This window comes from Larkinella punicea (genome assembly GCF_003334855.1).
In the GTDB taxonomy this organism is placed as follows: domain Bacteria; phylum Bacteroidota; class Bacteroidia; order Cytophagales; family Spirosomataceae; genus Larkinella; species Larkinella punicea.
The window spans coordinates 152615-172130 of sequence record NZ_QOWE01000006.1 but is presented as its reverse complement, the minus strand read 5'-3'; the positions used below and the strand labels follow the sequence as shown (position 1 = coordinate 172130).

At 53.0% G+C, this 19516-nt stretch carries 11 protein-coding genes; 5 read left to right on the top strand and 6 right to left on the bottom strand.

Annotated features, from left to right (window positions below):
- The first annotated feature begins 39 nt into the window (after positions 1 to 39).
- Together DUE52_RS08985 and DUE52_RS08980 are read left to right on the top strand one after the other, a co-directional pair.
- Complete coding sequence (locus tag DUE52_RS08985) at positions 40 to 2547, top strand: L-rhamnose mutarotase (RefSeq protein ID WP_114405773.1); 2508 nt, start codon at positions 40 to 42, stop codon at positions 2545 to 2547.
- A gap of 3 nt (positions 2548 to 2550) precedes the next feature.
- The gene (locus DUE52_RS08980; RefSeq protein ID WP_114405653.1) at positions 2551 to 3612 is read left to right on the top strand and encodes a Gfo/Idh/MocA family protein; all 1062 of its coding nucleotides are present in this window, start codon (positions 2551 to 2553) and stop codon (positions 3610 to 3612) included.
- A 184-nt stretch (positions 3613 to 3796) separates the two neighbouring features.
- Here the strand turns inward: DUE52_RS08980 and DUE52_RS32770 are convergent, their stop codons facing one another.
- Complete coding sequence (locus DUE52_RS32770) at positions 3797 to 4051, bottom strand: hypothetical protein (protein WP_229312116.1); 255 nt, start codon at positions 4049 to 4051, stop codon at positions 3797 to 3799.
- Positions 4052 to 4399: 348 nt separating this feature from the next.
- Here DUE52_RS32770 and DUE52_RS08970 point away from each other — a divergent pair, with 348 nt between their 5' ends.
- Positions 4400 to 5977: a sodium:solute symporter family transporter gene (locus tag DUE52_RS08970; protein WP_114405652.1), complete on the top strand. Its 1578-nt coding sequence runs from the start codon at positions 4400 to 4402 to the stop codon at positions 5975 to 5977.
- Between the two features lie 18 nt (positions 5978 to 5995).
- On the top strand, positions 5996 to 8839 hold the full coding sequence (locus tag DUE52_RS08965) for a glycoside hydrolase family 95 protein (protein WP_114405651.1): 2844 nt from the start codon (positions 5996 to 5998) through the stop codon (positions 8837 to 8839).
- A gap of 227 nt (positions 8840 to 9066) precedes the next feature.
- Here DUE52_RS08965 and DUE52_RS08960 read toward each other — a convergent pair whose 3' ends face one another.
- From DUE52_RS08960 to DUE52_RS08945, 4 genes are all read right to left on the bottom strand, one after another.
- Positions 9067 to 10629 (bottom strand): glycoside hydrolase family 28 protein, encoded by a 1563-nt coding sequence (locus DUE52_RS08960; protein WP_114405772.1) that lies wholly within the window; start codon positions 10627 to 10629, stop codon positions 9067 to 9069.
- Between the two features lie 73 nt (positions 10630 to 10702).
- Positions 10703 to 12478 (bottom strand): RagB/SusD family nutrient uptake outer membrane protein, encoded by a 1776-nt coding sequence (locus tag DUE52_RS08955; RefSeq protein ID WP_114405650.1) that lies wholly within the window; start codon positions 12476 to 12478, stop codon positions 10703 to 10705.
- 11 nt (positions 12479 to 12489) lie between these two features.
- Entirely contained in the window at positions 12490 to 15705 is a 3216-nt protein-coding gene (locus tag DUE52_RS08950) for a SusC/RagA family TonB-linked outer membrane protein (protein ID WP_229312115.1), read from the bottom strand.
- Between the two features lie 61 nt (positions 15706 to 15766).
- Positions 15767 to 16447 carry a DUF3826 domain-containing protein gene (locus DUE52_RS08945; RefSeq protein ID WP_114405648.1) on the bottom strand — a complete coding sequence of 227 codons (681 nt, stop codon included), beginning with the start codon at positions 16445 to 16447 and terminating at the stop codon, positions 15767 to 15769.
- Between the two features lie 462 nt (positions 16448 to 16909).
- Between DUE52_RS08945 and DUE52_RS08940 the strand changes: the two genes are divergently transcribed.
- The gene (locus DUE52_RS08940; protein WP_114405647.1) at positions 16910 to 17812 is read left to right on the top strand and encodes an AraC family transcriptional regulator; all 903 of its coding nucleotides are present in this window, start codon (positions 16910 to 16912) and stop codon (positions 17810 to 17812) included.
- 130 nt (positions 17813 to 17942) lie between these two features.
- On the opposite strand, the gene DUE52_RS08935 is transcribed toward DUE52_RS08940, so the two are convergent.
- Complete coding sequence (locus DUE52_RS08935; protein ID WP_114405646.1) at positions 17943 to 19493, bottom strand: MGH1-like glycoside hydrolase domain-containing protein; 1551 nt, start codon at positions 19491 to 19493, stop codon at positions 17943 to 17945.
- Positions 19494 to 19516: the final 23 nt, after the last annotated feature.

Sequence of the window (19516 nt, the reverse complement as noted above, 5' to 3'; positions counted from 1 at the left end):
GGCCGGGCCGACGATCGGGATTTAGGGGCAATTGGCTTTATGAAACGACTCATAAACCTATTCATCCTCTCCCTGCTACCGAACTTCATTTTCGCGCAGCAAGCTGAAATCTGGGTGTCGCCAAATGGCTCGGATTTGAATGCGGGAACGAACGAAAAACCGGTAGCCAGTTTGCAACTGGCGCTTCGGAAGGTGCGGGAATTGCGTCGATTATCGGACCCGAGCGTGGCGAAAGGCGCGCATATTTATCTAAAAAGTGGCGTTTATGCGTTAAACGAGCCGGTTTTCATTCGACCGGAGGATTCGGGGACGCCAGCGAGTCCGACGGTGATTGAAGCGGCTCCGAATGCGAAACCGGTTTTGAGCGGTGGCGTTTCGATAAGCGGTTGGCAGAAGTTGAAAAATAGCGTTGCCGGTTTGACCAAAGAAGCCGTCGGAAAAGTCTGGGTGGCCGATGCGCCGAAAGTCGGTGGGCGGCTGGTTGAATTCCGGCAATTGTGGGTGAACGGCGAAAAAGCGACCCGCGCCAAAGATACGCCGTATCCGCTGATGAACCGGATTCTGTCGTGGAACAAAGCCGAGCAAACCTGCTGGATTCCGACCCCAAAGTTTGGCGATTTATCAAAAGCCGCCGGTCTGGAAATGCTGATTCACCAGTGGTGGGCGATTGCCAATCTGCGCGTAAAACACATTGACGTACAGGGCGATAGTGCCAAATTATCCTTTCACCAGCCCGAAAGTCGCATTCAATCGGAACATCCCTGGCCCGCACCCTGGATTTCGAAAGAAACCGGCAACTCGGCATTTTACCTGACCAACGCCGTTCAGTTCCTGAATCAACCCGGAGAGTGGTTTCTGGACACCAAAGCCGAAAAAATCTACTACATCCCGCGACCGACCGAAAATCTGGCCACGGCACAGGTCATCGCGCCATCGCTCGAAACGCTGGTACGAATGATCGGAACCGCCGACAGCCCGGTTTCAAACGTCCTGTTCAAGGGGATTTCGTTCCAGCATACGGGTTGGCTCCGCCCGTCGCAGCAGGGTCACGTGCCGCACCAGGCCGGGTTGTTTATGCTCGATGCCTACAAACTGAAAATACCGGGGACGCCCGACAAAAAAACACTCGAAAATCAGGCGTGGGTCGGCCGTCCGGCTGCGGCTGTGGAGGTGTCGTTTGCCCAGCAGACCGGTTTTGAGAATTGCCGGTTTGAGCATCTGGCGGCCACCGGACTGGATTACCACAAAGGCGGAAGTAACAATGTGATCCGGGGCAATCTGTTCAAAGACATCGGCGGAACGGGCATTCTGGCGGGTGTTTTTTCCGACGAAGCCACGGAAATTCACCGGCCCTATAATCCGGACGACGAACGGGAGATTTGCAGTAACCTACTCATCAGCAATAATTTGATTACCAACGTCACGAACGAAGACTGGGGATGTGTAGGCATTGGCGCGGGCTACGTTCGGGGCATCCGAATCGAGCACAACGAAATCAACGAGGTGTCGTATAGCGGTATTAGTCTGGGTTGGGGCTGGACGCCAACGATCAACGCGATGCGGAACAATGCGGTGGTTGCCAACAGGATTCACCATTTTGCCAAGCACCTGTACGATGCCGCGGCCATTTACACGCTGTCGGCGCAACCGGGTTCGCTGATCGCCGAAAATGCCATCGACAGTGTATACAAAGCCCCCTACGCGCACCTGCCTCACCACTGGTTTTACCTCTACACCGACGAAGGATCGTCGTATTTCACGATTAAAAACAACTGGACGCCGTCCGAAAAATTTCTGCAAAATGCCAACGGGCCGAACAACGTCTGGGAACACAACGGGTCGCAGGTTTCGGACAGCATTCGAACGAAAGCGGGGATTCAGAAACCGTATTGGTATCTGCTCAACGACAACGTGCAACCAGACTCCAACTGGCTGATTACCAAAGAAATGCCAGCACTTGTCGAGATAGTTAGCAACGACAGCAAACCGGTCGATGCACAACGTCTGAAGGCGGTTTTGATTCGTACGAAAATCCGGCCGGAAGCGCTGTACCAATGGCAAAACCGTTCGGTTATTTTCGACAAGATACAGGACGTTTCGGTGTTGACCGGGCGGCTCAAGTCGGCATTTCCAACAGCGACGATCAGGACGTACTACGATCTGGTCTACGAGTTCAACCGAACCCGTTGCGATGCCGGCCCGACGGCTGGCGAGTGGGATCATACGATTCTGACGGCCAATCTGGTGGCTGATGAAACGCTTCAGAAAGAATACATCGCCGACCATGCCACGCAGTTTGAGAAGTGGCCTGAGGTAGCGAAAGGCTTCTGTAACGCCGGTTTTCAGCAACTGCTGGTGTTTAAAAACGGGCGGCAATTGATGCTGGTTATCAGCATTCCCAAAGGCGAAAGTCTCGACAAACTCAACCCCAAAACCACCGAAAACAACCCGCGCGTCGATGCCTGGAACGCCCGCATGAAACGCTATCAGGAAGGCATTCCCGGCACAAAACCGGGCGAAGTCTGGGTCAATTTTCAGAAACCGTAAACCATGCTACGATTAGGAATTTTAGGATTAGGCGAAGGACGCAGCACCATGTCGGCGGCTTTATCGAGCCCGAACTACGAACTGGTAAACGTCTGCGATCAGAAACTGGAACTGTGCCAGCAACGGGCCAAAGAATTTGATTTTCAGCACTATACGACCAACTACCAGGATTTACTCGACGATCCGGCGATTGACGTCATCGCGATTTACACGCCCGATAAGTTCCACGCCGAACACACCAAACAGGCACTCCTGCACGGCAAGCACGTGGTCTGCACCAAACCGTTCATCGATGATTTGTCGAAAGCCAAAGCGTTGATCGACCTCAGCGAGCAAACCGGCAAAAAAGTGTTCGTTGGGCAGAGTTCCCGGTTTTTCGAACCGATGAAAAAGCAGCGGGCGGATTTTGAAGCGGGTCTGATCGGCGAATTAATCACCATCGAAGGCTATTACCACGCCGACCACCGCTGGTTTCTGGCCAAAGGCTGGTCGCTCGAAAATACCTTCAAATGGCTGTATGGCGGTCTCAGCCATCCGGTCGATTTCATCCGCTGGTATTTGCCCGACATTGAGGAAGTGATGGGCTACGGTATGCTCAGCGCCAACGGCCGGAAGGGCGGTTTGAAAAACGACGACACGATGCACTTCATTTTCAAAGCCACCGACGGACGCATCGCCCGCGTGAGTGGCGCCTACACCGGCCCTGTTCAACCCGTTGTGCGTGACTCCGAAATGAGCTGCATCCTGCGCGGTACGGAAGGCTGTAGTCAGGCCGACTACATGGATTTGCGCTACGCGATCACGACCAACACCGGCGACGAAATCGTGCAGACCTGGGAACACAAGCTGAAACACTATTTCCGGTTTGAGGGCAAAAGCCACCACGCGGGTGAGTACCAGAATTACCTCGATTATTTCGCGACCTGCCTCGAATCCGGGCAAACGGCCTACCCCGACATCCGCGAAGGCATCGGCACAGTGGCCCTGCTTCAGGCCATGGATAAATCATTGCAAACCGGAAAACCGGTGAAAATACGGGACATTTTGAGCGAATATGGGTTGTAGGTCTGCTATTTAGGCAGTTTGTCTACCCGTGTTTTTAAGCTGTAACACTCGTTTTTTTCGCTTGGCATTTCGAGTCTTAATCTGTTGCATGATTTCCCGAAATTCCACAAGTTCCTGCTCCGTCCACGGTTCAGACTTGGTTGACAGATCAATATCTATTGGTTCTTTTATCAGTCCCATCGTCTTAACTTTTAAAATAGTGTGCAATAAGTCTCAAGGCTGCGCTAGTTTCTATGAACATTCGTAATCCACGAAAATGAGTAGCCAGAAGCGATTCCTGATAGTGTTTGATTAAAGCGGACTTCGCATCAAAAGCAACAAAGCCTTCATAGCCTTTGTCAACTGAAACTTTACAGGCATAAGCAACGAGATTTCCCGGAACCCCAAAATAAACTTTGTTTTTCCCTTTATTGAATTTGGAACTCTCAATCAAATGCATGAAAACATGGTCTTGCTTGTCTTCAATACTAACAAGCCCCTGAATGATGGTAGGATTATTTACGGTCGTTAGTTTATAAACTTCTTTAGCCTTATCCCTAAGCTCTTTATGCCAATTAAAAAGCCAGTCCGCCCGCTTAATCTGTCTTGTATCCTTGTCAGTCAGCCTACTAATTTATGTATCGAAAACCTCGCCAGTCAGGGTGTTTTCAATCGAATTTGTTAGTCTGTCTATTTCAAAATCAAGGCCTGATCTGCGTTGTTTTTTCACTTATACGAATTTAAGAATTCCAAAGGTCTTTTCAAATGTATTGGTACCGTTTGGACTTTCCTAACATCTTTCCTCCCCATGACCTCCCTCATCGACCGCCTGACCTTCCTGGATTATTGCATCGTTTTGGCCTACCTGCTGATTCTGGCGGTGATTGGGTACCGCGCCAGTGTGCCGAAAAACAAAGGCGAAGACGAGACGCTGTTTCTGGCGAACAAATCGCTGGGCTGGGCCAGTATTGGCTTCAACATGTGGGGGACCAACGTGGGGCCTTCGATGCTGCTGGCGTTTGCAAGCATCGGCTACAGCACGGGCATTGTCGCCATCAATTTCGATTGGTACGCGTTCGTGTTTTTATTCCTGCTCGCCATCGTTTTTGCCCCGAAGTACCTGGGCGCCAACGTCTCGACCATGCCCGAGTTTATGGGGAAACGCTACGGCGAATCGACGCAAACCATTCTGGCGTGGTATGCCCTGATCAAAATCCTGATTTCGTGGCTATCGCTGGGCCTGTTCGCGGGCGGTTTTCTGGTGCGGCAGATTCTGGGCATTCCCATGGTGCAGTCGGTTACAGTGCTGGTGCTGTTTGCGGGACTTTTCGCCTATTCGGGTGGCCTGAAAGCCATTGCCCGCGTGAATATCTTCCAGATGATTCTGCTCATCGGCGTTTCGTTGACGCTCACGATTCTCGGCGTCAACAAAGTCGGCGGACTCGCTGCGGTTTTTCAGAAAGCACCCGCTTCGTACTGGAGTCTGATTCACCCGGCCAGCGATCCGAGCTATCCCTGGCCCGCTATTTTGCTGGGGTATCCGGTGGCCGCCATCGCCTTTTTCTGCACCGATCAGGCGATGGTGCAATCGGTGTTGGGAGCCAAAAATCTGGAGCAGGGGCAGTTGGGCGTCAACTTCATCGGCTGGCTCAAAATCCTGTCGCTGCCGCTGTTCATTCTGCCCGGCATTCTCTGTTTCATTCTGTTTCCGAACCTGAAAGACCCCGCCGAAGCCTACATGACGATGGTCACGAACCTGTTTCCGCCCGGCCTGAACGGGCTGGTGATTGTGGTGCTGATTGCGGTTCTGGTCGGCACGATTGGCTCGTCGCTCAATTCGCTGAGTACGGTTTTCACGATGGACGTTTACCGGAAGAAAATCAACCCCAACGCCAGCACGCAGCAACTGATCAAAGTCGGGCGACTGACCGTGGTGGTGGGTTGCGGGTTTGCCGTTCTGATGGCCCTGGCGATCGACAGCATCAAGGGACTGAATCTGTTCGACGTGTTTCAGTCGGTGCTGGGGTTTATTGCCCCGCCCCTGTCGGTGGTTTTTCTGCTAACGGTTTTCTGGAAACGCACTACGCGCACCGCCGTCAACGCCATTTTGTCAGTCGGTTCAGCGTTCAGTCTGGTCGTTGGTGTTCTGTATTTGTGGGTGTTACCGCCCGACCAATACCCTTTCTGGCCCCACTATTTGTTGGTTTCCTTTTCTATTTTTGCGGTATTATTGCTCACAGCCACTCTGATTTCAGTATTCGATAAAAATCCGTCCATCTACGTACCCCTCGCTGCCGAGATCCGGGTCAAACCGACCCGACGCGTCTGGATTGCCTGGATTTCACTGATGATCACGATGGGGATTCTATATCTTGTTTTTCACTAGCGGTCAACCGTTCCAGTTATGAAAAAAACCGCCTTCTTATTCCTTTTAGCTATTTGTTTTTCACGAACAACTCAGGCTCAGCAATCTAGTCCACAACCGCTTACGCTCTGGTATAAACAACCCGCCAGTCAGTGGGTGGAAGCCCTGCCCATCGGCAACGGACGATTGGGCGGTATGGTGTTCGGGGGCGTTGAAACCGACCATATCCAGTTCAACGAAGAAACGCTCTGGACCGGCGAACCGCGGGAATACCAGCGCGAAGGAGCATCCCAATACCTAACCCGGATTCGTCAATTACTCGCTGATGGCAAACAGGCCGAAGCCGAAAAACTGGCGCAGGAACAGTTCATGGGGCGTCAGAGCAACGAATCGGATTATGCGCCGAAGAAAACCGCCTGGCTCGCCAACGTCCGCAAGCTGACTGGTGCGCAACATCCGGCATCGGCTTCCTTTGATGACCGTTCCTGGAAAACCATGTCCGTTCCCACTCCGGAAGGCTGGGAACGGGCCGGACTGGAGGGCCTGGATGGCGCAGTCTGGTTTCGCACCTCGTTCGATTTGCCCGACGCCTGGGCGGGCAAGGACGTGATTCTGGATCTGGGCCGCATCCGTGATCAGGATTTTACGTATCTGAACGGCGAACTGGTCGGTTCAGACGAAGGCATTGCCAAAAACCGGCGGTATACAATTCCGGCGGCAAAACTGCGAAAAGGCAAAAATCAACTGGCGATTCAGGTCATCAACTGGTTCGACAAAGGCGGTTTTATCGGTGTCAAAACCGCTCAACCCACGTTTGTCGTTTATCCCGAAGGCTCGCAACCGGCCGACGGTGTTGCCCTTTCCAGACCGTTCAAATACTGGGTTCAGGATGACGCGCCCCCGGCATCACCCCGCTATCAGGCCGATTATCAACCCTTTGGCGACCTGTGGCTCCATTTTAAAGGCTCCGAAAAACCGGTCAACTACCGCCGGGAACTGGATCTAAAAACCGCCCTCTCCCGCGTTAGCTATTCGGCCAAGGGCGTAACGTTTACCCGTGAATACCTCGCCAGCGCCCCCGATCAGGTCATCGCCGTTCAGTTAACCGCCAGCCAGCCGGGGAAAATCAGTTTTGAAGCCACACTCACTAGTCCGCACAAAGGCGCAGCGGTTCGTACGATTGATAACCAGACCCTTGCGTTGTCGGTTCAGGTACAAAATGGGGCTTTGAAAGGCGAAAGTTTACTCCATGTTCAGACGAAAAAAGGCCAAATCACCGTATCGGGTAACAAACTTGTCATTTCGGGAGCCGACGAAGCCACGCTGTTGCTGACGGCGGGGACCAACTTCAAGAACTTCAAAGACGTTTCCGGCGACCCGGCAACCCTGAGCCAGAAACCGCTGCAAACCGCCCGTACCAAGCCATTTGCCGCGTTGAAAACCGCTCATACCCAGGACTACCAATCCTATTTCAACACCCTCTCGCTGGATCTGGGCCACACCGTCAGCGAACAACTCCCGACCGACGAACGATTGCAACGCTTCGAGAAAGCCGCCGATCCGGCGCTGATCGCGCTTTACGTGCAATACGGGCGGTATTTGCTGCTTTCGAGTTCCCGCCCCGGCACCCGCCCGGCCAATTTGCAGGGCATCTGGAACGATTTGCTCACCCCGCCCTGGGGCAGCAAATACACGACGAACATCAACTTCGAGATGAACTACTGGCCCGCCGAAATGCTGAACCTGTCGACTTGCCACGAACCGATGTTTGCGGCCATTGATGAGTTGGTGGAATCGGGTCGCAAAACCGCCAAAGCACACTACAACGCCCGGGGTTGGGTGCTCCACCACAACACCGACCTCTGGCGCGGAACGGCCCCCATCAACGCGTCGAACCACGGCATCTGGGTGAGTGGCGGAGCCTGGGTGTCGCGGCACCTCTGGGAGCATTACCGCTACACGCAGGACCGGGATTTTCTGCAAAACCGGGGCTATCCGATTCTAAAAGAAGCGGCTCAGTTTTTTGTGGATTTTCTGGTCAAAGATCCGAAAACCGGCTGGCTCATCAGCACACCTTCCAACTCGCCCGAACACCTCGGCCTGGTCGCCGGACCGACGATGGACCACCAGATTATCCGCGACCTGTTCAAAAACTGCATAGCCGCCAGCGAAATCCTCGGCACCGATGCGACTTTTCGCGACACGCTCAAAACGATGTATGGGCAAATTGCTCCCAACCAGATTGGCAAGCGCGGCCAGTTGCAGGAATGGCTGTCGGACATCGACGATCCGAACGACCACCACCGGCACGTGTCGCACCTCTGGGGCGTTCACCCCGGCACCGACATCACCTGGGACGAAACGCCCGGGCTGATGAAAGCCGCCCGGCAGTCGCTGCTGGAGCGGGGCGACGAAGGAACGGGCTGGAGTCTGGCCTGGAAAGTCAATTTCTGGGCGCGGTTCCGCGATGGCAATCACGCGTATACCATGCTCAAACTGCTGTTTCGCCCCGCCATTTCGCCCGAAGGGGTTACGGGTGGCGGCTCCTACCCCAACCTGTTCGACGCGCATCCACCGTTTCAGATCGACGGGAATTTTGGGGGTGCCAGCGGCATTGGCGAAATGATCCTGCAAAGTCAGGGTAAAACGATCGATCTGCTCCCGGCCCTGCCAACTAACTTTTCAACGGGCTACATCAATGGCATTTGCGCACAAGGCGGTTTTGTGCTGAACATCCGCTGGCAAAATGGGCAACTGAGCGGGGTTGACATTACTTCCAAAGCCGGACAGCCCTGTGTGCTTCGATATGGCGATAAACAGGTGCAACTGACTACCGGGAAAGGGAAAACGTATCGGTTGAATGGCGAGTTGAAGATAATTTGAAACAAAAAAATCAGACGATTGAAAAAATAGCCCCGGATTTTAATCCGGGGAAACGGGAAAACATCCTAAAATTGGTGAGAACCGTTTCAACGGTTTCAGGATGCCAAAACCGTTGAAACAGTTTGTGAAAATTGGAAAATTGCTTTGAACCCACGGTTTCAACCGTGGGCTGCTATTTTCATTCTATCCTTGTTTTCTTCTACGATAAATGTTCGGGAAAACCGGTTTTAATCAATCTTCAAACTCTCCGGTTTTCCTTCCTTCAACACCGGCGTTTTCACATGCCGGAAGTTGTTGCCGCTGACGGTGATGTCCCGGTTTTGCACCCCGGTCAATTTCAGAAACACCTCGGTACCCGCTTTCGGGAAGCAGTTGTGGACGAAAGCATCTTCCACATTGATCAGTTCCACCACCGGCGTACCGGGATGCAGATTGGCGGTTTTTAGCCCATCCAGTTCAAGCGTTTTTACCTTCTCGGCAATCATTGCGGAGCCACTCTTCGTGCTGACGGAGACGTTATGAAATTCGATGTTGCGGGCTTCCCTGATCAAGAAGCCGGTTTCGGATGTCACATTGAGGTCGGTAAACGTAATGTTGTCGATCGGCATTTCTTCCAGGCCACTCAGATACCCCGCCTGTTTGGCTTCGGCGGTGATGTTACTGAAATGGATGTTTCGAAATGCGGGTGTCCGTTCGGAAACGGGTTCCGGTTGCGTTTTGGCGTAGTGCATGTCGAGAACGATGGCCTGTTCCCGAATGTTCTTCATGATGACGTTATCGACGCGGATTTCTTCGACTACACCCCCGCGTCCCCGGGCGGTTTTGATGCGAATGCCGCGATCCGTACCGTCGAAAATGCAGTTGGAAATGCTGATTTTGCGAACACCTCCTGACATTTCGCTGCCGATGACCACACCCCCGTGTCCGGAGAGCATGGTGCAATTCGTAATGGTGTAGTTTTCGGCTGGCACATTCATTTTCCGGCCGGCCCGGTCCTTCCCTGACTTGATGGTGATGCAGTCGTCGCCCACGCTGATGTGGCAGTTGGAAATGTGTACGTACCGGCAGGATTCGGGGTTGATGCCGTCGGTATTGGGTGAAGGCGGGTTGGTAATCGTGACTCCGGTGACCGTCACGTTTTCGCAAAACTCGGGGTTAACGGTCCAGAACGGTGAATTCCGAATGGTAATGCCTTCGATCAGTACATTTTTGCAGTGCATGGGCTGAATGAACGGGGGCCGCAGAAAACCGCGTTCCACCCAACCCGGCAAGTCGGGACGCAGAATGTCTTTGTTCAGTCGATGAAATTCGTCCTGCCATTTTGACCCCGGCGAGATTTTCACCGTCACTTCCGAATACTTCCACCATTTTTTGCCGTGTCCGTCGATGAGCCCCCGCCCCCGGATGGCAATATTCTCGGCTTTATAGGCGTAGAAAAGCGGGGAGAAATTGGTCACATCCGTCCCTTCCCAACGTGAAGAAACCATCGGCAGGTAGTCATCGAAATTGTCGCTGAAATGGAGTTCGGCCCCGGCATCGATCAAAATGGTGATGTTGCTTTTGAGATGAATCGGACCTGTTTTGTATTTGCCGGGCGGGAAATAAATCGTCCCTCCTCCCCCTTTCACCGCCGTATCGATGGCTTTCTTAATGGCCGTTGTCGCGAGTTGGCTGCTGTCATTTTTCGCGCCGTAGGCCATCACATTGTGGTAAATTCCTGACTCAGCCAACGTACCGATGGCGGTGAAAACCGTCAGACAAATGCTTAGGAACAGGCGTTTTTTTCTCATTGAAATTTCATCAAACTCATTTTCCTGCTTTACGATCACCGCCGACTGGGGCTTCGGCCCCGGTCGGCGGTTGTTACTTCAACGGATCAAACGCCCCGCCCCAGGTGGTGTTCTGAATCAGTTTGGGGTTGTTGTCGATGGCCGACTGTGGAATGGCGAAGAAGTAATATTCCGGTTTCCAGTTGATAGCATATTTCGTATCCAACGGCTTGAATTCCAGCGTGAAATAGTTCGTGTAGGCCAGATCCAGGTTGATGTTGTCGCGGGTGGTGGCGAAATCTGCCGGAACGCCCGTCGTTTTCAGGCTGATCGTCACGCCCGTCCGCCGGGTGCCGTTCAGGGTTTTCTCGATCAGTTTCCACCGACGCAAATCCCAGAACCGCTTGCCTTCAAACGCAAACTCGATCTGCCGCTCGTCCAGAATCGCGCTGAACAATTCGGCCCGGGTCATGTTGGCTTTCAACCCGTATAAACCGTCGGTACCGGCTTCGATGCCCGCCCGTTTCCGAATGGCTTTCAATTGCGTATACGCTTCGTCCAGTTTATTGATGCCAACGGCACTTTCGGCCAGATTCAGCAACACCTCCGCAAACCGGATTTCGATCCAGTCGGTGCCTGAAAACTGCACGTCGCCAATCGCCGGGGTGGGGTTGACGGCCTTGCGGGTATAAAAACCGGTGTTTGTTGCCCTCGGCTCCACGGTTTTTCCGCCCGCAAAATACGTCCAGAGTTTATACGAATTGTTGCCGTTCAGGGGCCAGTTAACGCCGTTGTAGGCGATGGTTTTGTTGAACCGCGGATCCCGGTTTTTGTAGAACAACTGGTCGGTATACGCGTATTTCGTCGATTCACCCGGTTTTTTTCCGTCCAGCATCGGGAAGGCTTTCACCATCTCCCACGACGGCTGGTTAGACCCGCCACTTGTGCCGGTATAGGACGGGCGCGTCGCGTTGTCATAACCGTTGTTCTTCCGGGTCTGATCGCCCGTCGACGTATTGAAACCCGTCACAAAAACCGCTTCCGGGTTATTCACTTCCTGAAACCACAACTGATCGAACGACGCGTGCAGGCCGTAGCCGTTGGCCGTCAGCAGATCGAATGCCTGTTTGTTGGCGTCATACGCCGTCTGCCATTTCGCCACCGCATCCCCCGGATTGAACTGCGGGCTGGCGGCCGTCAGCAACACCCGCCCCTTCAGAGCCGCTGCCGTTCCCTTCGTAATCCGGCCCCAGTCGGCCGACGAGCTCCAGCGCCCCGGCACCGACGCAATGGTGGAATCCAGGTCTTTCACAATGGAAGCGAAGGATTCGGTCGTGCTGTTGCGGGGTAAAAACGCTTTGTCGCGCGCTTCGACGCCCACAGCCGCCAGGGGCGTCAGCACCAGCGGAACACCCCCATACAACCGCACCAGGTCGAAATACCGCCAGGCCCGGAAAAATTGCGCCTGCGCCCGGAGTTTGTTTTTTGTGTATTGCGGCAAACTTCCGGCGTTGACATCGCTCAGAAACATGTTGATGACCCGGATTTTGCCGTAGTTGTTGGTCGCACTCAGCGCCGTTCCAAAATCCCCCACTTCATTGATAAGCAGCGAGCCTTCCAGCAGTTTGCTTTCGCCAAACGACTCATCCGACAGGGTCGTAACGCTCGGATTCCCCGGCCCCAGGGTCGCAATACCGGTGGGTAAATTCTGGTCATAGACGAAATCGAGGTTCATCTGGGTGAGCGTCGAATCGTTGAAGATCAACGCCCCGCTGGTCGAACCCAGGTCGGTTTTATCGAGTACCTCCATGCAACTGGTCAGCACCAGCGACGAACAGCAAACGGCAACAATTTTAGGAAAGAGTTTCATGGTGTCGAAGGTTACAAGCCAAGATTGAGACCTAATGAGAAAGAACGCAGCACCGGATAGGCGTCGTAATTGCCCGCATACGTTTTGTAATCGAACGGATTGTACAGATTGAGCGGGTTGGTCGCCACCAGATAGACCCGGACATTGCTCAGACCCAGCCGACTGGTAAAACCGGTCGGCAAGCCATACGAAATATTGACGTTACGCACCGAAACCTGCGTGGAACTCCGGAACCAGAAGTCGGACTCAACGTTGTAATTATCCCGATAATAGGGACTGGGGTAGGCGGCATTTGGATTTTCGGGCGTCCAGTGGTTTGCCCAGAACTGCGGACGGTTGGCGGTGGGCGTGGCCTGTGAGCGGGCCGACGATTCGACCGAACTCTGGCCACCAAATGACCCACTGATGACAGCAGCCACCGAAAGTCCTTTGTACGAAGTACTGAAGTTAAACCCGAAACCGTAGTGGTTATTGGCTTTTTTCGTCAGAAACTGCATATCGGCATCGGTGATTTTCCCATCGGGAGCCGTGAACTGCCCCGATGCATCTTTGGGGCCGCGCACGTCTTCGTAATACAACATGCCCGGTCTGGGAACCGCGCCGAAAATGGTGTAGCCCGGGTATTTTTCCAGATACGAGTCCACATCCTGCTGGGTTCGGAACATGCCCAGGTAGTTGTAGGCCTTGAAGCCCATGTCCGACGACTTGCCGAGGGGGTCTTCGAAGGTGCCGATTTTGCCTCTATCGACATCGATTTTGATCTGTTTATTGTCGCTCCAGGTGAAAAACCCGTTGACTTTGTACGACCAGTCGCTGCCAATTTTATCACTCCAGCCCAATGAAATTTCCGTCCCGAAACCGTCGACGGTCGCGTAGTTTTCAGACGGCAACGTTGCTCCGACCAGCAGCGGAACCGACGAGGTCAGCGAGGTCAGCATATTGTAGCGGTGGTCGTAGAATGCATCCAGACCGAGCGACAGGCGGTTTTTCAGGAATTGCGCATCAATCCCGATGTTGTACTTCGTGTTATCGTCCCAGCGAGCCTGGCGGTTGGCCATCGCGTTGTTGGGCGCTACGATCAGCGGACGGTCGGCATTTCCACCAAAAACCGCCCCTTTTCCCGTCTGGATCGAGTAGCTGGTCAGCCAGTTATACGGTTTGGTGGCATCTCCGCCCAGAAAGCCCAGCGAGCCGCGCAGTTTCAGGAAATCGACCCAGCGAACGCCATCCCGAAAGAAAGGCTCCTCCGAAATGACCCAGCCAGCCGAGAACGACGGGAAAAGTCCCCAACGGTATTCGGGTGCAAATTTGGTGGACGCATCGTACCGGATGGCGGTTTCAAACAGGTATTTGTTGGCGTAATTGTAGTTGATCCGACCGGCGTAAGACAGAAAACCGACTTCCGACTGCGTTTCCGTCGTGGTCTGCGTGCCGGTGGCGTAGCGCATGTTGTCCAGCCCGCCGATGATGACGCCCTCGGCCATGGCCGCAATGTTGTCGGCGTGGGTTTCCGACTGCTCGAAGAAAGCAATAGCCGAAATCTGGTGTTTCCCGAACTGCCGGTCGTAATTCAGATACCCGTTGAGCTGGTAGGTATCCGTATAACCAGGATTGGCCCGCACGCGGTCGCCGTTGTTCAGCGTAACGATTTTGAGGACATCGCCCCCGTAAATGTGCTTGTGGTCGCCCAGCATCGAGAAGTTGTAGACATTGTATTTTGTTCCGTATTGCTTCCCGAAGCTGTTATCGACGGTTCGGCTATACAGCACCCGGGCTTTCAGCCCTTTCACAAACGGAATGGAATAATCCAGGTTGGCGGTGATGTTCAGGCCACTGCTGCGGGTCTGGGTGTAGTTGTTGGATTTCTGAATCTCGAAAAAGTGAAAAGCGCCAAAATCGTTGGAACCGCCGTTCGACAGCAAAACCGGCAGGCCGTTCACATACGGCGGAGCAAACTGGGGCGTATACAACAGGCTGCGCATGTCGTTTTCCGCGTTTTCGCCCCCCTGTTTCAGGTAATACATTTTCTTGTCCGACAGATCCCCGCTCAACGACAGGGCGGCTTTCAGATTTTTGGTCACCTGCATATCGGCACTCGCCCGGAACGTCCACTTGCCCGAATTGATGTTGTCGAAATTGGCATTCTGGGCGTTGTAGGAAGCACCCGCGAAATACGTCGCTTTCTCATTGCCACCGCTCACATTCAGGGCGTGGCGCTGAACGGTCGACGGTTTCCAGGCCTGCCGCAGCCAGTCGGTGTTGTTGCTTTTGAAATGCGCCAGTTCGTCGGGCGTATAAATGAGCGGGTCGGTCGGGAGTCGGCCAGCGGCATAATTGACGTCGTTCAGGTAGGTCGCGTGCTCAAATCCGTTCATCATGGTCGGCAGTTGGGCATCCGAAATACCGGTCGAACCGCTGTAACTGAATTTGGGCGTCCCGGCTTTTCCGCGCTTGGTCGACACCACCACCACGCCCTGATTCGAACGCGCCCCGTAAATGGCCGCAGCCGCGTCTTTCAATACCGAAATGGCCTCGACCTCCGACACGTCCAGGGCGTTGAAATCATCCTCCGAGCGCACCACGTTGTCGATAACATACAAAGGCCGCAGCGTTCCGCCGTCTTTCGATAAAACGATCGGATTCCGAACGGTAATCTGCGCATTCTCACCCGGCCGGCTGGTTCCACCCGAAACGCCCACGCCCGGCAATTGGCCCACCAGCGCGGCCGACAAACTATTAACGGGCAGATCCTGAACACTTTTCATATCGATGGTGGCAACGGCTCCCGTCAGACTGACCTTCTTCTGAACGCCGTAGCCAACCACCACGACTTCGCTCAACGCGGCCGCATCTTCTTCCAGTTGCACCGCAAACGTCGTGCGCCCTCTGACCGGAACCTCCTGCGTTTTGAAACCGATGTAACTGAAAATCAATGTTTCGTCGCCCTTCGGCAGATTGAGCCGAAACGTTCCTTTAATGTCCGAAACCGTACCGGTTTTGGTGCCTTTGATCAGGACGTTCACGCCCGGCAGCGGTTCGCCTTTGGCGTCTTTCACAACACCCGTAATGTTTTCCAGGGGAGACGCCGGTTTGAAAGCCGCCATCGCAACATTTCCTCCGGTGTTTGCGGCATAACAAACCGCATCAGAGAGCCATCCCAGCGTCAGCACGCAGAGCAACCTGCCGGTGTGCAGGAGGATTGTTTTCGTTCGTAAAACCGATGTCATAGGGTTGAAAGGATGGGAAGGTGCAGAGAACCTCCCGGTTGGTTGGAAAGGATTGACTTGGTTACTGTTTCCGGGCCTTTTCGGCCTCGCTCGCAATGCGTTCTTCCCAGGCTTTGCCCGCCTGTTTCAGGTCGATTCCGGCCGCCGACAGGTAGTTGTTGATCCGCCCTTTGTATTTGCCAAACATGGCGTGTTTTTCTTTCGATGTCCCTTCGTCCATCGCCCGCTCCCGGGCTTCGGTCAACCAGGCCAGAATTTGCTTTTTCTGCGCTTCCGTTAAATCAGGCAACATAGCCTGATATCCCTTGTAGGTTATCGGCAGGACGCCGTACGTCATACCGTCTTTTACCTGATCGATTTGCTGGCTGTTTAAATCAGCGGCTAAACGGGCCAGAAAATCCGTATGCAGTGTTTTTAATTCGCCAGTTATTTCACCTTCCAGTTTCTCTTTTTCGGCAAGTTTAGTCGCTGTCGGTGCCATTTCAACCCGATTTTTTATCGCTTCTTTCCGCCGTTCATGAATTGCGTTCAGATCCCGGTATTGCTGCGCGATACGTTCCTGAACCCGAGCCGATTTTGCAGGCTCGCTCAGGTTCAGCGTGGCCACAATCTTCGCAGCCCGTTCGGTAACCACCCGGTTATACGCGGTGTCGACACTGGCCGGAGCCGAAGCTTGCCCCAGGGTCGAAAGAGCGCCCATTAGCACAATCAAGCCACTGAAAAGAAAGGTTTTTGGTGTCATGGCAGTCGGAAATTAACAACGCAACAGGATGATTATGGACTCGGATTCACTGATTCTCGTCTGAGTAGCTTGTGTCTGCCATTTTCTTCGAAACCAGACACTAAAAGAAGACTAAATCAGGATTTTACAATACTATTCTACAACTGATTACAAAAATATAGTACATTTCAGGGGCATAGCTGCATTTTTTTGCCAAATTATTATAGGAAGTTATCATCGAATAAATATAAATAATTGGAGTTATTTCGTTTATTTTTGTATATCGGTTACCGAAACACATAGAATGAAAACAAAATGAACCGGAAACGAACGGTGTGGCCCGAACGGTTTCCGTCCTGATCCGGCGGAATGAGTGAACCCCGCACCAATTCAGTAGATCAGCCGGGATTCTTCTTTATAAAGAAGAGGGGTCAGCCTACCGACCCGGTCCGAATTCAGTAGACACGTTAGTACGCAATACGTATGAAGCCATTATTTCGAAAAGTGACGGATAAGCTGGAAAACTCCTACATTGTCCGGCACGATATTCTACCGCATTTCAAGAACATCTGGCACTATCATCCCGAGCTTGAATTGCATTATATTATTAAGGGCGAAGGGGTACGGTTTATTGGCGACAAAATCGCTAACTTTTCGCCGGGAGAGATTGTATTAGTCGGCGAAAACCTACCGCATACCTGGCGCAGTGGGAAAGAATATTACAGCAATGATCCGGATTTAACCATCGAAGTTATTGTTATTCAATTTCTGCCTGATTGCCTGGGCGACGATCTTTTAAAATTGCCGGAAGCGTATTTAATTCCCCGGCTGTTCGAAAAAGCAAAAAGTGGTATGGTCATCACCGGCCAAGCCAATGCCAGACTCGCGAACCTGATGCACCGGGCGCTCGACGCCACCAATCTCGACAAAATCATCATCCTGCTCTCCATCCTGCAAACCCTCGCGGAAACGGAAGAATATGAGCTGATTGTCAATGGCCGGGCGGTTTTTTACCAATCCGACGAAACCGATACCCAGCGGCTGAATACGGTTTGCAACTACACGCTCGCAAACTACAAAAAAGAGATTTCGCTGGAAGAGATTTCAGCCATCAGCAACCTGAGCGTAACGTCGTTTTGCCGGTATTTTAAACTGATGACCAACAAAACCTACTACGATTTTCTGATCGAGATCCGGATCAGCCACGCCTGTCGGGCCTTGATCGAGGGCAAAACCCTCACCGAAGTGATCTGCTTCGACTGCGGTTTTAACAACGTATCGAATTTTTACCGCCATTTCAAAAAAGTCACCGGCGTCACCCCTCTGGAATACAAACGCCAGTATCTCAACAAGTCGAAATCGCTGCTGAGCAAGGCGACTGTTTGAAATCCAATTGAAATAACGAAGTGTTGCCCCTAAATCTCCTGAAGGGGACTTGGACGCGAACCTTCCGGATGCAAAAAGTCCCCTTCAGGGGATTTAGGGGCAACACTTCAATATTCGTTATTTTCCAAGATTAAAACTTCCCCGTCACCGGCCCCACTTTTCCCGCCCGGATCACTTCCTTTCCATTCGAAAATACCCGAAACCCTTTGCCTTTGCCGTAGCGTTTTCCGGATTTGTCGTACAAAATCGTCAGGATTTTTCCGTGGTATTGCACATTGTCCAGACAAAACCACTCCCAGTGGTCGGGAATCAGCGGATGAATCTCCAGCAGGTGATCAGCGCGGGGTTTCAGCCCAACCAGGTCGCTGATGATCAAATCCGCAAAACCGGAGTGGTTATAAAATTTGCTGCGGGGATTATCGCCTTTTAGCCATTCACCGGTTTTTTCATCCTGGTATTCACCCAGATAAATCGTTCCGTTCATCGTGTGCGACCGGGCGTATTTCTGCAATTCATCGTAAAAAACCGCCTTCGTCATGCGCCCCTGATTTTTGTACTTCGTCAGCAAATTCGACAGCCCTTTCAGCGTTTGCGTCGTCGCGAACGGCCAGACCGCGCCATCCCATTCGCAGCCATGACCGGAACCGTGGGTCCGGAAAAGCGGGTGGCGACGTTCCGCTGTGGTCAGCCCCCAGGGTGCCGAAAAACCGGTCGTATCGGTCAACTGATCCCATTGTTGGGCATAGGCCGGAGTGTCGTTGGGCAGGTCAAAATACCAGGGAATGAAACCGATGGCTTCGCGGGCGTTGGCAAAACCGCCTTTTGCGGATTTCACCTCAAAAAACCGATCCTCCGCGTTCCACAGGCTATCCAGCGTCAGTTTTTTCAGCGACGCAGCCAGTTGCCGGTAGCGGTTTTGGAGCGTATCGTTGTTGACCAGAGCCGCCATGTTGGCCAGGGCTTTGGCATTGCCATACATGTAACTGTTGATGGTCGGACGCCGGTTTTTATCTTTCCGTGAACCACTGATCGATTCTTCCATCGCGTCCCGAACGTCAAATTGCCAGAACAAACCGCTGGCTAACTGCTTCTCCTGCTGCCACTTGCGGTAATCAACATCCAGCGCCAGCAGGTTCTTTTGAATAAAGGGTTTATCCAGATTGACCAGATACCGGTTGTAAACGGCGTCATCGACCCAGCTACTGAACGCGTGAAACCGGGGGGCGGTGTGTTTCGGATCGACGTAGAGCCAGAACGAAATGTAGTCATCGATGTACTGCGGATCATGCAGCCAGCGCCCCTCGTAAATGTGATGGCCCAACGCGCTGCTGATGGCGTTGTATTTGCCGGCGTGGTTCATTTTCGTGATGAACTCCGTAAAAATATAGCCTTCCGGCGTTTGCTTCAGGTGTTTCCGAAATGACCACCAGCGGTAATAATACACAGTTTGAAGCGTCGAATCCGGGCAGTCAAAAAGCGGAATGTTCCGGGAAAGCCAGTCGAACGACTGCGCATTCGGAACGTGGTTTATGACCGCTTCGTCATCGATGGAATTAAAGGAAGTTACGTAGTTTTTCAGCTTCTCCGTCGATAGCACGGTGGCCGACTGCGCGAGGCACCCAACGGTTTGCAACAACCCGATCAACCACACCACTCCGATCGTATTTCTGTATTTTATCATTAGCCGTTTTATGCCCGTTGCTT

Bases quoted from the DNA above. Each gene is read 5' to 3' on its own strand.
- DUE52_RS08985 (WP_114405773.1), top strand. From the start codon at position 40: ATGAAACGACTCATAAACCTATTCATCCTCTCCCTGCTACCGAACTTC.
- DUE52_RS08980 (WP_114405653.1), top strand. From the start codon at position 2,551: ATGCTACGATTAGGAATTTTAGGATTAGGCGAAGGACGCAGCACCATG.
- DUE52_RS32770 (WP_229312116.1), bottom strand. From the start codon at position 4,051: ATGCATTTGATTGAGAGTTCCAAATTCAATAAAGGGAAAAACAAAGTT.
- DUE52_RS08970 (WP_114405652.1), top strand. From the start codon at position 4,400: ATGACCTCCCTCATCGACCGCCTGACCTTCCTGGATTATTGCATCGTT.
- DUE52_RS08965 (WP_114405651.1), top strand. From the start codon at position 5,996: ATGAAAAAAACCGCCTTCTTATTCCTTTTAGCTATTTGTTTTTCACGA.
- DUE52_RS08960 (WP_114405772.1), bottom strand. From the start codon at position 10,629: ATGAGAAAAAAACGCCTGTTCCTAAGCATTTGTCTGACGGTTTTCACC.
- DUE52_RS08955 (WP_114405650.1), bottom strand. From the start codon at position 12,478: ATGAAACTCTTTCCTAAAATTGTTGCCGTTTGCTGTTCGTCGCTGGTG.
- DUE52_RS08950 (WP_229312115.1), bottom strand. From the start codon at position 15,705: ATGACATCGGTTTTACGAACGAAAACAATCCTCCTGCACACCGGCAGG.
- DUE52_RS08945 (WP_114405648.1), bottom strand. From the start codon at position 16,447: ATGACACCAAAAACCTTTCTTTTCAGTGGCTTGATTGTGCTAATGGGC.
- DUE52_RS08940 (WP_114405647.1), top strand. From the start codon at position 16,910: ATGAAGCCATTATTTCGAAAAGTGACGGATAAGCTGGAAAACTCCTAC.
- DUE52_RS08935 (WP_114405646.1), bottom strand. From the start codon at position 19,493: ATGATAAAATACAGAAATACGATCGGAGTGGTGTGGTTGATCGGGTTG.